Source organism: Clostridium sp. AF12-41, from assembly GCF_003461685.1.
In the GTDB taxonomy this organism is placed as follows: domain Bacteria; phylum Bacillota; class Clostridia; order Lachnospirales; family Lachnospiraceae; genus Otoolea; species Otoolea fessa.
On sequence record NZ_QTXO01000004.1, the window covers coordinates 173,530 to 189,222 of the forward strand.

14 protein-coding genes are annotated in these 15,693 nt (G+C 50.6%); all 14 read left to right on the plus strand.

Features of this window, described 5'->3' with window-relative positions; genetic code table 11:
• The first annotated feature begins 17 nt into the window (after positions 1–17).
• The 14 genes from DWV73_RS08255 to recN all read left to right on the plus strand — a co-directional run bounded on the left by DWV73_RS08255 (position 18) and on the right by recN (position 15,690).
• Positions 18–2,123 (plus strand): diguanylate cyclase, encoded by a 2,106-nt coding sequence (locus tag DWV73_RS08255; protein ID WP_333491318.1) that lies wholly within the window; start codon positions 18–20, stop codon positions 2,121–2,123.
• A gap of 12 nt (positions 2,124–2,135) precedes the next feature.
• Positions 2,136–2,492 (plus strand): Hpt domain-containing protein, encoded by a 357-nt coding sequence (locus DWV73_RS08260; protein ID WP_117796392.1) that lies wholly within the window; start codon positions 2,136–2,138, stop codon positions 2,490–2,492.
• Positions 2,493–2,676: 184 nt separating this feature from the next.
• Positions 2,677–2,961, plus strand: a complete 285-nt coding sequence (locus tag DWV73_RS08265) for a co-chaperone GroES (RefSeq protein WP_022359940.1) — start codon at positions 2,677–2,679, stop codon at positions 2,959–2,961.
• 74 nt (positions 2,962–3,035) lie between these two features.
• Positions 3,036–4,661 (plus strand): chaperonin GroEL, encoded by a 1,626-nt coding sequence (gene groL, locus DWV73_RS08270; protein ID WP_022359939.1) that lies wholly within the window; start codon positions 3,036–3,038, stop codon positions 4,659–4,661.
• A 381-nt stretch (positions 4,662–5,042) separates the two neighbouring features.
• Positions 5,043–6,497 carry an IMP dehydrogenase gene (gene guaB, locus DWV73_RS08275; RefSeq protein WP_022359938.1) on the plus strand — a complete coding sequence of 485 codons (1,455 nt, stop codon included), beginning with the start codon at positions 5,043–5,045 and terminating at the stop codon, positions 6,495–6,497.
• Positions 6,498–6,926: 429 nt separating this feature from the next.
• Positions 6,927–7,370 carry a transcription antitermination factor NusB gene (gene nusB / locus DWV73_RS08280; RefSeq protein WP_107000295.1) on the plus strand — a complete coding sequence of 148 codons (444 nt, stop codon included), beginning with the start codon at positions 6,927–6,929 and terminating at the stop codon, positions 7,368–7,370.
• Positions 7,371–7,373: 3 nt separating this feature from the next.
• On the plus strand, positions 7,374–8,585 hold the full coding sequence (xseA, locus tag DWV73_RS08285; protein WP_022359936.1) for an exodeoxyribonuclease VII large subunit: 1,212 nt from the start codon (positions 7,374–7,376) through the stop codon (positions 8,583–8,585).
• A 109-nt stretch (positions 8,586–8,694) separates the two neighbouring features.
• Complete coding sequence (xseB, locus tag DWV73_RS08290) at positions 8,695–8,904, plus strand: exodeoxyribonuclease VII small subunit (protein WP_107000293.1); 210 nt, start codon at positions 8,695–8,697, stop codon at positions 8,902–8,904.
• A gap of 5 nt (positions 8,905–8,909) precedes the next feature.
• Positions 8,910–9,800, plus strand: a complete 891-nt coding sequence (locus DWV73_RS08295) for a polyprenyl synthetase family protein (RefSeq protein WP_117796477.1) — start codon at positions 8,910–8,912, stop codon at positions 9,798–9,800.
• A 61-nt stretch (positions 9,801–9,861) separates the two neighbouring features.
• Complete coding sequence (gene dxs, locus DWV73_RS08300; protein WP_117796393.1) at positions 9,862–11,742, plus strand: 1-deoxy-D-xylulose-5-phosphate synthase; 1,881 nt, start codon at positions 9,862–9,864, stop codon at positions 11,740–11,742.
• A 42-nt stretch (positions 11,743–11,784) separates the two neighbouring features.
• Positions 11,785–12,633, plus strand: a complete 849-nt coding sequence (locus DWV73_RS08305; RefSeq protein WP_117796394.1) for a TlyA family RNA methyltransferase — start codon at positions 11,785–11,787, stop codon at positions 12,631–12,633.
• Positions 12,630–13,499: an NAD(+)/NADH kinase gene (locus DWV73_RS08310; protein WP_117796395.1), complete on the plus strand. Its 870-nt coding sequence runs from the start codon at positions 12,630–12,632 to the stop codon at positions 13,497–13,499. The genes DWV73_RS08305 and DWV73_RS08310 overlap by 4 nt, the downstream gene beginning before the upstream one ends.
• A 14-nt stretch (positions 13,500–13,513) precedes the next feature.
• Positions 13,514–13,963 (plus strand): arginine repressor, encoded by a 450-nt coding sequence (gene argR, locus DWV73_RS08315; protein WP_022359930.1) that lies wholly within the window; start codon positions 13,514–13,516, stop codon positions 13,961–13,963.
• A gap of 59 nt (positions 13,964–14,022) precedes the next feature.
• Positions 14,023–15,690 carry a DNA repair protein RecN gene (gene recN, locus DWV73_RS08320; RefSeq protein ID WP_117796396.1) on the plus strand — a complete coding sequence of 556 codons (1,668 nt, stop codon included), beginning with the start codon at positions 14,023–14,025 and terminating at the stop codon, positions 15,688–15,690.
• Positions 15,691–15,693: the final 3 nt, after the last annotated feature.

Consider the following 15,693-nt stretch of genomic DNA (forward strand, 5'->3'; position numbering starts at 1 on the left):
GTGGTGATAAAAATAAAATGATGAATTTGAATACAAAGATGACGGCGCAGGAATTGGAACAAATGATTGCACAGATGGAAAGGATATTTACGGTTGTACGTATTTTAGATAAAGATCTACTCCATAAGATGGACGTGAGGAACGGGGAACTCCGATCCGAGGACTGCAAATGCTATTCGTTCTGGGAAAAAGGAAAGAATTGTGCGGCACAGCGCGCGCTTGCGATGAAGGGACAGTGCATGAAGCTTGAATTTATCGGTCTGAAGATGTATCAGGTCATCGCGAAGTATCTGGAGGTGGATGGAGTTCCCTGTGTGGTGGAGATGATTTCCTGTCTGGATGATGAGACACTTCTTGACGCAGAGGGAAGAGAAGCACTCGTTAAGAAATTTGCACACTACAGGCGCGAGCTGTATGCGGATGCACTGACGAGGAGCTACAGCCGGAGATATTTTGAAGATCAGTTAAAAGAGCAGCGGATGGATGCCGGTATCGCGATGCTCGATCTGGATGATTTTAAGACCTACAATGATATATATGGGCATGTGGCGGGCGATAAAGTGCTGGTGACGGTGTCGGCGGCGATTATAAGCTGTATCCGTAAGACGGACCGCTTGGTGCGTTATGGCGGGGATGAATTCCTGCTTGTGATGCCGGGCATCAGTCTGGAGGCATTTGTTGAGAAGCTGCATCGGATACAGGATTTGATCTGCAACATGAGTGTTGAAGGATATCCGCAACTGAAATTGTCAGTCAGCATCGGCGGTACGCTGACGAACGGGGAGACAGTCGGGAAGGCGATGTGCCGGGCGGACGAATTTATGTATCAGGCGAAGACCTCCAAGAACATGATTGTGACTGAGAAAGATGGACAGTGGACACCGGAGGAGATCGTGGCAGCCGGGCGGCGCAATGCGAGTCGTTACCGCATTTTGATCGTGGACGATTCGGAGATGAACCGTATGATTCTCTCAGAAATGCTGAAAGGCGAATTCGAGATTCTGGAGGCAGAAAATGGTTCAGCATGTCTCGACATGCTGAACCGTTATGAGACGAAGATTTCCCTGATTCTTCTCGATATCGTCATGCCGGGGATGAACGGCTTCGGGGTTCTGGAATACATGAACCGCAACAACCTGATCGGGGATATCCCGGTTATCATGATTTCGGGCGAAGATTCGGGCGAGGTCATCAAGCAGGCGTATGAGTGGGGAGTTTCTGATTATATCAAGCGCCCGTTCGATATGGAGGTTGTACACCGGCGTGTCTTAAATACGATCAAATTGTATGCGAAACAGCGCCGCCTGGTGGCAATGGTGACGAACCAGGTTTTTGAGAAAGAGAAGAATAGCCGGATGCTGATCAGTGTTCTGAGCGAGATCGTGGAATTTCGAAATGGCGAGAGCGGTATGCACGTACTCAATATTAATATATTGACGACGATGATTCTGGAACAGCTCGTCAAGAAGACGGACAAATATCCCTTGTCCTGGTCGAACCGGATGCTGATCAGCACGGCATCATCCCTGCATGACATCGGAAAGATCGGAATTGACGAGAAGATTTTGAATAAACCGGGTCGTCTGACGCCGGAGGAGCGTAAGATCATGGAAAAACATACAGTGATCGGTGCGGACATGCTTGCGAATCTTCAGATGTATGAGGATGAGCCGCTGATGAAAGTGGCGTACCAGATCTGCCGTTGGCACCATGAGCGCTATGATGGAAAAGGATATCCAGATGGTCTAAAAGGGGAGGAGATCCCGATCTCAGCGCAGGTGGTGGCGCTGGCGGATGTGTATGATGCGCTGACAAGTGAGCGCGTCTATAAAAAGGCTTATTCTCATGAGGAGGCGGTGCAGATGATCTGCAACGGAGAGTGTGGTACATTTAACCCGCTCCTGCTTGAGTGCCTGTGTGAGATTCAGGATCCTATTAAAAAGGAGCTGCAGGAGGCAGCATACCGGAGTGAGATGAGTGATCCGGAGCGAAAAAATAAGAAATTTGAACATTATGACAATTCACAGAAGAAGTTTTTCGGCGCGGTGACGCAGGCGATTGAAAAAGAGTATGGAACTGCGGGCGAGGAGCTGAGCCGTATGAAAACTGAGGAAGAGAAATAACAGGAGGCTGTCATGACAATTCAGGAATGCTACAAAGAAATGGGCGGGGATTTTGAAGGAGTTCAGAAACGCTTTGGAGGTGTGGCGCTGGTGGAAAAATTTGCCATCAAGTTTCTGAGCGATTCCAGCTTTCAGGATCTGGAGAATGGATTAAAAGAAAAGGATGCGGAGAAAGCATTCCGCGCGGCACATACCCTGAAAGGAATCTGTCTGAACCTGGGCTTTGATGCCTTCTATGAGGTAAGCGCAGCGCTGACCGAAAAACTGAGAGGCAGAGAACTGACCGGATACGAGGCAGATTTTGCATCGGTAAAAGAGTGTTATGAGAAAACGGTTGCGGCGATTAAGGCATTTGAGGAGAGCAATTAATAGAACGGGGAGAAATGGAATATTTCAGTTCTCCCCGTAAAATTTACTAAAATTTTAGCACTCAACACTTGACGGTGCTAACAGAACGTGTTATAACATACTTCGTAAGAAGAAGATACATATCTGATTACGAAAGAAAAGCAATCAGATGGAATAAATTTGGATGGATAAGGAGGAGCCAATAATGAAGTTAACACCATTATTTGACAGAGTTGTATTAAAGCAGTTAGTTGCAGAGGAGACGACCAAATCAGGTATCGTTCTTCCGGGTCAGGCAAAAGAGAAACCGCAGCAGGCAGAGGTAATCGCGGTTGGTCCTGGCGGAGTGGTAGATGGAAAAGAAATCACGATGCAGGTAAAGGTTGGCGATAAAGTTATCTATTCGAAATACTCAGGCACAGAAGTTGAGCTGGACAATGAGAAATATGTCATTGTAAAACAGAATGATATTCTGGCTGTTATCGGTTAATCGATGGGCAGGATGTCTGGAAGACAGATGCTGATCGGAACGTTTATTCAAGAAAATTATGGAGGTTGATAACCATGGCAAAGGAAATTAAATATGGCGTAGAAGCCAGAAAAGCCCTGGAAGCGGGCGTAAATCAGTTAGCAGATACCGTAAGAGTTACATTAGGACCGAAAGGCAGAAACGTAGTTCTGGATAAATCCTTCGGCGCTCCGCTCATTACCAACGATGGTGTGACCATTGCGAAGGAGATCGAGCTGGCAGACCCGTTTGAGAACATGGGCGCACAGCTGGTGAAGGAAGTAGCAACCAAGACCAACGATGCAGCTGGTGATGGTACTACAACCGCAACCGTTCTGGCCCAGGCGATGATCAACGAAGGTATGAAGAACCTGGCAGCAGGTGCTAACCCGATCATTATGAGAAAGGGTATGAAGAAAGCCACAGATGCAGCCGTAGAGGCAATCAAAGGCATGAAGAAGGACGTTAAGAGCCAGGCAGATATCGCAAGAGTCGCTGCTATCTCTTCCGCTGATGAGGAAGTAGGCCAGATGGTAGCAGACGCGATGGAGAAGGTTTCCAAAGACGGCGTTATTACCATTGAAGAGTCCAAGACTATGAAGACTGAGCTTGATCTGGTAGAAGGCATGCAGTTTGACCGTGGCTATGTATCTGCATACATGGCAACTGATATGGAGAAGATGGAAGCCGTTCTGGACGATCCGTACATCTTAATTACCGATAAGAAGATCTCCAACATTCAGGAGATTCTGCCGCTGCTGGAACAGCTGGTACAGTCTGGTTCCAAGCTGCTCATCATCGCTGAGGACATTGAGGGTGAGGCGCTGACCACCCTGATTGTCAATAAGCTGAGAGGTACTTTCACCGTTGTTGGTGTGAAGGCTCCGGGTTACGGCGATAGAAGAAAAGAAATGTTAAAGGATATTGCAATCCTGACTGGCGGTACTGTTATTTCCGAGGAACTGGGACTTGAATTAAAGGATACCACCATGGATCAGCTTGGTCGTGCGAAATCCGTTAAAGTTCAGAAAGAGAACACCATCATCGTAGATGGCTGCGGCGATAAGAAAGCCATCGCAGACCGTGTGGCTCAGATTAAGGCTCAGATTGAGGAAACCACTTCTGATTTTGACCGTGAGAAACTGCAGGAGAGACTGGCTAAGATGGCTGGCGGCGTAGCCGTTATCCGTGTTGGTGCAGCGACCGAGGCTGAGATGAAGGAAGCTAAGATGCGTATGGAAGATGCCCTGTCCGCAGCAAAGGCAGCTGTTGAGGAAGGCATCATCGCAGGCGGCGGATCTGCATATGTTCACGCAGCAGCAGAAGTTCAGAAGGTAGTAGACGGACTGGAAGGCGACGAGAAGACCGGCGGCCGTATCGTCCTGAAAGCTCTGGAAGCTCCGCTGTTCCACATCGCAGCAAACGCAGGTCTGGAAGGCTCTGTTATCATCAACAAGGTAAAAGAGTCCCCGGTAGGCGTAGGTTACGATGCTTACAATGAGGAATACGTAGATATGGTAGAAGCAGGCATCCTGGATCCGGCAAAGGTAACCAGAAGTGCCCTGCAGAACGCAACCAGCGTTGCATCTACCCTGCTTACAACCGAGTCTGCAGTTGCCAACATCAAAGAAGATGCACCGGCAGGTCCGGCAGCAGGCGCTGGCATGGGCGGCATGATGTAAGTAAGAGAGCCGGAAAATGGCGGAAGATGTTACATCAGAGATGCAGTATCGAATGTAGAAAATAAAAATGGTAATTTATAGAAAGAATCTCTGACAGGCAGCTGCCAGGGGAGAGAAGGACTGCTATGCGAAGGTGTGGCAGTCCTTCTTTTTGGGTGAAAAAATTGGCAGGGAAATGAGGCTAAGGATGACTGCATTATTAATACTTATCTGATTGGTATTATTTATAAGATATGCTAATTAAATGGCGTAAGTAAATTCTATCGTCAACCCCTTTATTCTCCGGTTGACATATTTCAAAAAACTTGCTAAAATCAATTATTAACATCAGACAGTTTTCAATGTCCGGTGTTTAAAATTTACGAAAGTGAGGGTAATATAATGGGTAAGATTATTGGCGATGGCATTACATTTGATGATGTCCTGCTTGTGCCGTCCTATTCTGAGGTTATTCCGAATCAGGTAAACCTGACGACACATCTGACCAAGAAGATTCAGCTGAACATCCCCCTGATGAGTGCCGGCATGGATACGGTTACAGAGCACCGCATGGCGATTGCAATGGCAAGACAGGGTGGAATTGGTATTATTCACAAGAACATGTCGATCGAGGCGCAGGCTGAGGAGGTCGATAAAGTAAAACGTTCTGAGAATGGTGTAATCACTGACCCGTTTTATTTATCCCCAGAGCATACATTAAAGGATGCGGATGAGCTGATGGGCAAGTTCCGGATTTCCGGTGTTCCGATCACAGAGGGAAGAAAACTGGTTGGTATTATCACAAACCGTGACCTCAAGTTCGAGGAAGATTTCTCCAAGAAGATTAAAGAGTGCATGACTTCTGAGCATCTGGTTACCGCTCCGGAGGGCATTACCCTGACGGAGGCAAAGAAGATTCTTGCCAAGGCACGTGTCGAGAAGCTTCCGATCGTGGACAAGGATTTTAACCTCAAGGGTCTTATTACTATCAAGGATATTGAGAAACAGATCAAGTATCCGTTCTCTGCAAAGGATGCACAGGGACGTCTGCTCTGCGGTGCGGCAGTAGGTATCACTGCAAACGTGCTGGATCGTGTGGAAGCCTTGGTGAAAGCAAAAGTAGACGTAGTTGTTCTCGACTCTGCACATGGACATTCTGAGAATGTTCTTCACTGTGTCAGAATGATCAAGGAAGCATATCCGGATCTGCAGGTAATAGCAGGTAACGTAGCGACCGGAGAGGCAACAAAAGCTCTCATCGAGGCAGGCGTTGACGCGGTCAAGGTTGGTATCGGACCGGGTTCCATCTGTACGACCCGTGTTGTAGCAGGTATCGGCGTTCCGCAGATCACCGCTGTTATGGACTGCTACGCAGTTGCCAAAGAGTACGGCATTCCGATCATCGCAGACGGCGGTATCAAGTATTCTGGCGATCTGACGAAGGCGATCGCAGCAGGCGGCAGCGTCTGCATGATGGGTTCCATGTTTGCAGGATGCGATGAGAGCCCGGGAACTTTTGAGCTGTACCAGGGAAGAAAATACAAAGTATACCGCGGCATGGGTTCCATCGCAGCGATGGAGAACGGCAGCAAGGATCGTTACTTCCAGAGCGATGCGAAGAAACTCGTTCCGGAGGGTGTAGAAGGACGTGTTGCATACAAGGGAATGGTAGAAGATACCGTATTCCAGATGCTCGGCGGTCTGCGTGCTGGTATGGGTTACTGCGGCGCATCGGATATTCCGACTCTTCAGGAGACCGGACGTTTCATCAAGATTTCCGCAGCATCCTTAAAAGAGAGCCATCCGCATGATATCCACATCACAAAAGAGGCTCCGAACTACAGCGTGGATGAATAAAAATTGGATAGCATAAGCAATCGATAAGATTGTAAACGATATAAAAGCGGCGTTTCTGCTTCAGCAGGGATGCCGCTTTTTTGGCGGGTTACTGTTCACGCATACGTGTCCAGTGACGGAATTTGCCGTGGCTTCGCATTTAAATACGGCAAATTCCTGCTGCCACCACGTTTTCTTACGGCACTTTCGGTTCCAAAAGTGCCTACCCGTGAACAGTAACTTTGGCGGATTCTTTTTCTCAAACTCTTGTGAAAAAACCGGGGATACGTTATAATGATACATTAGAATAGTAGAAATATAACAATTATGCAGGAAAGACTGTGGATATTCAGAAAACGATTGCAGCGGATTACGAAAGGGATATTTGCGATACCGAGGCAGCAAATCGGGCGTATCAGACGGATAGAAACAGGTAACAGGAGGATTAGTATGACCAGAAGAGAACTGAGAGAACATTGCTTTAAGCTGCTTTTCTGTGCGGATTTTTACCCGACGGATGAGATGCAGGAGCAGGTGGATGTATATTTTACAGAGCCGAAAGAGGAGGACGATGTTCCGAGCGGAATCGGCGATATCATCCATAATCCGATGTTAGACACCTTTGACGGCGGATACGTAAAGAGCAAGGTTGAGAAGATTCTGGATGTGCTTCCGGAGCTTGACAAGGCAATCGATGGGGTTGCACAGGGATGGACTACCCGCCGTATGGGCAAGGTGGAACTGACGATCCTGCGCCTGGCATTATACGAGATCAAGCACGATGACGATGTACCGGAGAAGGTAGCGATCAATGAGGCGGTCGAGCTGGCGAAGAAGTTCGGCGGCGATGATTCACCGGCATTTATCAACGGCATTTTAGCGAAGCTGGTATAAGCGATGGCTGGCGTATATTCGGTTTCGCAGGTTAATGCATACATTAAAAATATGTTCGCACAGGACTTTGCCCTGAACCGGATTTCGGTCAAGGGCGAGGTTTCTAACTGCAAATATCATACGTCCGGTCATATTTATTTTACCTTGAAAGACGGTCTGGGAGCGATGCAGGCAGTTATGTTTGCCAGTAGGCGGAAGGGACTTACGTTCCGTCTGGAAGAAGGACAGCAGGTGGTCGTCAAGGGCAGTATCGAAGTGTATGAGCGGGATGGAAGATACCAGCTCTATGCCAGCGAGATCACGCTGGACGGCACGGGCGATTTATTCCGGCGCTTTGAAAAACTGAGAAATGAATTAGAAGAAATGGGGATGTTTTCCCCGGAATATAAAACGCCGATCCCAAAGTATGCAAAAACGGTCGGTATCGTGACGGCGAGCACCGGCGCAGCAATCCGGGATATTATCAATATCTCGGGACGGCGGAACCCTTACGTGCAGCTTGTCCTCTGCCCGGCACTGGTGCAGGGAGCAGGGGCAGCGCCGAGTATCGTGCGGGCGATCCAGACCCTGGATGCGCTGCATCTGGATGTGCTGATCGTCGGGCGCGGAGGCGGTTCGATTGAGGATCTGTGGGCGTTCAATGAGGAGAGTGTGGCGCGGGCGATTTTTGCGTGCCGGACGCCGGTAATCTCGGCGGTCGGGCATGAGACAGACGTTACGATCGCGGACTATGTGGCGGATCTGCGTGCCCCGACTCCTTCGGCGGCGGCAGAACTGGCGGTTTTTGATTACCACCTGTTTGAGCAGCAGTGCATTGCGGCGGCACAGCAGATGACGAAGCGGATGGAGCAGAAGGCGGAGCAGTATGCCTATCGCCTGGAGCAGTTTCGTCTGCGCCTGCAGCTTCACAGTCCGCAGAGTCAGTTAAATGAGAGACGGCAGTATCTGGAAGATGCGAGAGTTAAGATGGCGCGCCAGATGGAGAAAAAGGTGTCCGATCTGCGCCATCGTCTGGAACTGGTGTGCAGCCGGATGGATGGTCTCTCCCCGTTAAAAAAGATAAGCGGCGGATATGGGTTCGTGACGGATGCAGATGGAAAACGTGTGGAGACAGTGACAGGATTGCAAGCTGGGGATACGCTGACCGTCCGTCTGCCGGATGGACGCGTGGAGGCAGAGATCCGGGAGGTTTATCAGGAAAACCTGCCTGGGTAAAAAAGTGGTTCATTGTGTTGCGTGTGAATCATAACAGAGAGATTTGAGAACACGTTTTCTTTCAGGAAAGATTCCGAGAGTATATTAGATAAAACAGGAGGCAGGATCGATGGAAGAAAATAAGGAAGAACTTTCGATCGAGGAAATGTTTGACCGTCTGGATGGCATTATGCGGACGCTGGAGGACAGCCGCAGCACGCTGGAAGAATCGTTTGCGTCGTATGAGGCGGGAATGCGTCTGGTCCGCGCCTGCAGTGAAAAGATAGATAAGGTTGAAAAACAGATTATGGTCGTAAACGGCGAGGAGACGGAGGCGTGACAGAGATGGAAAATGCAAAGGAACGGCTGGCACAGGCAGTCAAGGAAGCGGAAGAGATTGTATATTCTTATCTTCCGGCAGAGGAAGGGCATCAGAAAACGATCTTTGAAGCGATGAATTACAGCGTGAAGGCAGGCGGCAAACGCCTTCGTCCGATTCTGATGCGTGAGGTATATCGTCTGTTTGGCGGTCAGGGAAAAGAGATTGAGCCGCTGATGGCGGCGATCGAGATGATTCATACATCTTCCCTGATTCATGACGATCTTCCATGTATGGACAATGACGAGTACCGACGTGGAAAAAAGACGACCTGGGTTGCATATGGGTATGATATGGCAGTTCTGGCGGGAGATGCCCTTCTGATCTACGCGATCGAGACGGCGGCAAAGGCATTTGCGATGACGCCGGATGCGGCAAAGGTGGGACGTTGTATCCAGATTTTATCCGAAAAAACGGGTATTTACGGCATGATCGGCGGTCAGACGGTGGATGTGGAACTGACGAATCAGCCGATTCCGAAGGATAAGCTGGATTTTATCTACCGTTTAAAGACGGGAGCACTTTTGGAGGCTTCGATGGTGATCGGAGCCGTGATGGCGGGCGCGAGCGAAGCTGAGTGCGGGACAGTAGAGCGTATGGCGGCGGCGATCGGTCTGGCGTTCCAGATCCAGGATGATATTCTCGACGTTACCAGCAGCCAGGAGGTGCTTGGAAAACCGGTTCTGAGCGATGAGAAAAACAATAAAACCACTTATGTGACATTGGAGGGAATCGAGAAATCGAAGCATGATGTCAAACAGCTTTCGGAGACGGCGGTTGATATCCTCTATTCCCTGCCTGGAAAGAATGAATTCCTCGAAGAGCTGATCGAGATGCTGGTCAGCCGTGAAAAATAAAAAATCCAATCGAAGACCGGGGACGACAGCGGATGTGGAAAACGGTTTGGGGGATGAAAGAATGGTATTAGATACGATAAAAGGACCGGAGGATGTAAAACGGTTGAGCGAGGAAGAACGCAAGGAACTGGCGGCGGAAATCCGCGAGTTTCTGATCGAGACGACAAGCCGGACAGGCGGTCATTTGGCGTCCAATTTAGGCGTGGTGGAACTGACGATTGCAATGTTCTGCGCGCTGAATCTTCCGAAGGATAAGATTATCTGGGATGTAGGGCACCAGTCCTATACGCACAAGATTTTAAGCGGGCGGAAGGATAATTTTGATGGACTGCGCCAGTATGGGGGCTTGAGCGGTTTCCCGAAGCGGAAGGAAAGCCCGTTTGATGCGTTCGACACGGGACACAGCTCGACTTCGATTTCGGCGGGGCTTGGTATGGCACAGGGGCGAGATCTGCTGGGCGAGGATTATTCGATCGTTTCCGTCATCGGGGACGGCGCGCTGACCGGCGGCATGGCGTATGAGGCGCTCAACAATGCGGGACGGCTCAAGACGAATTTTATTATTGTTTTAAATGATAATAATATGTCCATTTCGGAAAATGTCGGCGGTATGTCGCGGTATCTGAATAATCTTCGTGCAGATGAGGGCTACAATCTGTTGAAGAAGAATGTGGCGGGCACGTTATCGCGGATCCCGATGATCGGTTCGGATCTGGTCGGCACGCTGCTCCGGACAAAGAACAGCATCAAGCAGCTTCTGATTCCGGGCATGTGGTTTGAAAATATGGGAATCACGTATCTGGGACCGGTGGATGGACATGATATTAAGGGGTTGATCCGTATTTTCAGCGAGGCGAAAAAGATCAACCGCGCGGTGCTGATCCATGTGATTACGAAAAAGGGCAAGGGATACCGTCCGGCGGAGAAGAATCCGTCGGCATTTCACGGAGTTGAACCATTTGATATTGAAACGGGAAAACCGCTCCGGAAAAAGGAACATCCGGGCTATACAGATGTATTTTCCAGAGAAATCTGCCGTCTGGCAACGGAAAATCCGAAGATCGTGGCGGTGACAGCGGCGATGCCGGATGGAACGGGGCTCAAACGGTTCTCGAAAGAATATCCGGACCGCTTTTTCGATGTGGGAATCGCGGAGGAACACGCGGTTACCTCGGCGGCAGGTATGGCGGCAGCCGGTCTGAAACCGGTGGTGGCGGTGTATTCGTCCTTTTTACAGAGGGCATATGATCAGGTCATTCACGATGTCTGTATCCAGAATCTTCCGGTTGTGTTCTGCGTGGATCGCGCGGGACTGGTCGGAAGCGATGGGGAGACACATCAGGGTATTTTTGATCTGACATTCCTCTCCTCTGTGCCGAATATGAGCGTGATGGCGCCGAAGAACCGCTGGGAACTGGAAAAGATGCTGCAGTTTGCTATCTCCTACGATGGACCGATTGCGATCCGTTATCCGAGGGGCGAGGCGTACCGGGGCTTGAAAGAATTTCTGGCACCGGTCGAGTATGGCGTCAGCGAGATGTTGTATGAGGAGAGAGGGACGGCGCTTCTGGCAGTCGGAAGCATGGTCAGCACGGCAGAGCATATCCGGGAGAAATTAAAGAGTGCCGGGCAGCCGTGTACGCTGGTCAACGGGCGGTTTGTGAAACCGATGGATACCGACGTGATCGACCATCTGGCTGGAACGCATCATACGATCGTGACACTGGAGGAAAATGTCCTGCGCGGCGGTTACGGCGAGCGGGTGACGGATTATGTACAGAAGCATTATCCGCAGATCAAGGTAGTTAATATAGCGTTGCCGGATGCCTACGTCGAACACGGAAATGTGTCGGTGCTCCGGAATGAGCTGGGAATTGACAGTGATTCGATTCTGGCGCAGCTGAAACGTGAAGGTGTGCTGCAGACTGACGCGGAAGCATGATGGGAAACAAAAGAGTGGCAGCAGCGGAAGGAAGAACATAGAATGAAAGAACGGTTAGATGTACTTCTCGTCAAGAGAGGTCTGGCAGAATCCCGTGAGAAGGCGAAAGCGATCATCATGTCCGGGATTGTATATGTAGAAGATCAGAAAGAAGACAAGGCGGGTACGACCTTCGATGAAAATGCGAAGATCGAGGTACGTGGATCTACCTTAAAATATGTGAGCCGCGGAGGTCTGAAACTGGAGAAGGCGATGACGCATTTCGGAGTGACGCTGGATCGAAAGGTCTGTATGGATGTCGGCGCGTCCACAGGTGGATTTACCGACTGTATGCTGCAGAATGGCGCGGTCAAGGTGTTTTCGGTCGATGTAGGACATGGACAGCTGGCGTGGAAACTTCGCAATGATCCGCGTGTGGTCTGCATGGAGAAGACAAACATCCGTTATGTGACACCGGAGGATATTGGCGAGCCGGTAGATTTCTCTTCGATCGACGTTTCCTTTATTTCCCTGACGAAGGTTTTAGGTCCGGTAAAGGAGATTTTAAGTCCGGGCGGTGAGGTGGTTGCACTGATCAAGCCGCAGTTCGAGGCGGGACGTGAGAAAGTCGGAAAGAAGGGCGTTGTCCGCGAGAAGAGCACGCATCTGGAGGTCATCCAGATGGTGATGGCGTATGCGGCGGAGATCGGTTTTGAGATCCGGAATCTGGAATTTTCCCCGATCAAGGGACCGGAGGGAAATATCGAGTACCTCCTGTATCTGCATAAACCGGAGCAGGCATCGGAGGAAACTGTGACTGGTGAGGAAGCACTTGCAAAAGCGGAAAAAGAGTGTCCGGTTTCACCGGAACAGGTTGTTGAGGAAGCTCACATGGAGTTAGACAAAACATGAGAAATTTCTATCTGATTGTAAACCGCGAAAAGCCGCGCGTAGAGGAGGCCGCCGATCTGATTTGCAGCTTTTTTGCAGAGCAGGGCTGCCGCTGCATTCGCCTGGACCGTCACGACGGGCTTCGACGGGATGTTGGGGTGATACCGGCGTATCGCTATACGGATCGTCGGACCGTGCCGGAGGACACAGACTGTGTGATCTGTCTGGGCGGTGATGGAACGTTGATTCAGGCGGCGCGTGATCTGGCGGGACGGAAGATTCCACTGTTTGGCATCAATATGGGGCATCTGGGGTATCTGACGCAGATTGGGCATGAGGAGGACATTCTGCCTGCCATGCGGGATCTGATGGAAGATCACTACCGTCTGGAAAGTCGGATGATGATCAAGGGGTGCGTGATTTCTGGCGGGAAGGTTGTTATGGAGGATATCGCCCTGAATGATATTGTCCTGAACCGTATGGGAATTGATGCGTTCCGGTTTGAGCTGGCTGTCAATGGACAGCTGTTTAACGAATATTCGGCGGACGGCATGGTGGTTGCGACCCCGACCGGTTCGACGGCATACAACCTGTCAGCGGGCGGTCCGATCGTGGCGCCGGAGGCGGAACTGCTGGTATTGACGCCTCTCTGCCCGCATTCGCTCAATTCGCGCAGCATCGTTCTGCCGCCGGATAGCCATTTGAGTCTGCGGATTCAGACGACCGGGCGGACGAAGGTTTCGCTGAGCTTTGACGGCGATACGGTGGTTGATATTGAGCCGGGTGATACAATCGAGATAGCAAAATCAGAGATCGAGACGACATTGATACAGCTCAAACAGGTGCCATTTTTGGAAAATATACGGAACAAAATGAAACAGATATAAAAGGAGTCAGAGCCATGAAAATGGAACGTCACAGCAAGATTGTGGAATTGATTGGAAAATATGAGATTGAAACGCAGGAAGAGCTGGCGGAATATCTGAATAAAGAGGGATACAATGTCACGCAGGCAACGGTTTCCAGGGATATCCGGGAGTTAAAGCTGTCTAAGATCCAGACAGAAAACGGCGGACAGAAATATGCGGTTTTCCATCCTCAGACGGCGTTCAATGATAAATATACCCGTATTCTGCACGATAGCTTCGTTTCCATGGATATGGCGCAGAACATCCTTGTCATCAAGACGGTGTCAGGCATGGCGATGGCAGTCGCGGCAGCGCTTGACGCCATCCATTTTTCAGAGATTGTCGGCTGCATCGCCGGGGACGATACGGTCATGTGTGCAGTCCGTACGGTGGACGATACGATCGTGCTGATGGACAAGATCCGCAAGCTGATTGCGGGATGAGGGAAGGTGGGTTCACGCATTTTTTGCGGGAACCGCTGATAAGGAGGAACGGAAAGCGGATGCTTTATCATTTACGAGTGAAAAATCTGGCTCTGATCGATTCGGCGGAGGTGGAGTTCGGGGACGGACTCAACATTCTGACCGGTGAGACGGGAGCCGGAAAATCGATCATCATCGGTTCGGTCCAGATCGCGCTGGGCGGAAAAGCACCGAAAGAGATGATCCGCCGGGGCTGCGACAGCGCCTACATTGAACTGGTTTTTTCCATCGATGATGAGAGAAAGCGCGAGCAGCTGAAGGAACACGATGTTTACCCTGATGAAGAGGGAATTTTAATCATTTCTAAGAAAATCACACCGACCCGGAGCATCAGTCGCATCAACGACGAGACGGTAACGGCTGCAAGGCTGCGGGAGATCACGGGTCTTCTGATCGATCTGCACGGACAGCATGAACACCAGTCGCTGGTGAATGCGTCAAAACATCTGGAAATCCTCGATGCGTATGGCGGGGAGAAACTTCTCCCATTCAAACAGAATACGGAAGCTGCCTATCGCTTGTATATGCAGTTAAAACAGAAATGTGCCGCATTTGCATCCGATCAGGAGACGAGACTGCGGGAGATGGATTTCTGCCGGTTTGAGATCGAGGAGATTGAAAATGCCGCGTTAAAGGATGGCGAAGAGGAAAAGGTGGCAGCCGATTTTAAGCGGTTTTCCAATGCCAGACGGATCGCTGAGAGTCTTTCACAGGCATATGACGCGGTGTCCGGCGATGCGGTGTCGCGGGCGTTCCGTGAGATCGATGGTGCGATGGCATTTGACGAGGGATTGAAGGGGATCCGTGACGAGCTGTGCGATGTAGATTCCCTTCTTTCGGATCTTTCCAGGGAGATCGCCGGATATATGGACGATATGACCTTTGACGAAGCGGCATTTCAGGAGACACAGGAGCGGCTTGACCTGATCCGGAGCCTGGAAACCAAGTATGGGAAGACGATCCCGGAGGTACTTCAGGCGTTGGAAGAAAAGAAAGCGCGACTGCAGGAACTGGAGAATTACGATGAACTTCGGGAACGAGCGGAAAAAGAACTGGAACAGGCGGAAGCAGTACTGAAAGAACATTCCGAGGCATTGTCAGCAGCGCGTAAGCAGTTTGCCGGGGAGCTGGTGGAGAAGATCGCAGACGGGCTTCGGGAACTGAATTTCCTTGATGTGCAGTTTGAGATGGAGTTTAGGCGGCTGGATCATTTCACGGCGGGCGGTATCGACGAGCCGGAATTTCTGATTTCCACGAATCCGGGCGAACCGGTTCGGCCGCTCGGTATGGTGGCGTCCGGCGGTGAGCTGTCGCGTATCATGCTGGCAATCAAGACGGTGCTGGCGGAGACCGATCAGGTTCCAACGTTGATTTTTGATGAGATTGACACCGGTATCAGCGGGCGGACTGCACAGATGGTATCGGAGAAGCTGCGGATCCTCTCCAAATGCCGTCAGGTCATCTGCATCACGCACCTGCCGCAGATCGCGGCGATGGCGGACCAGCACTTCGAGATCCGCAAATCTGCGTCCGATGGACGGACGGCAACCTCCATCCGCGCCTTAGACCGCGAGGCGATGGTGGACGAGCTTGCGAGACTGCTGGGCGGCGCAGAGATCACCGAGACTGTGCGGCAGAATGCGGAGGAGATGAAGAAGCTGGCAAAGAAGCGGAAGCTGGAGGTGTGATTA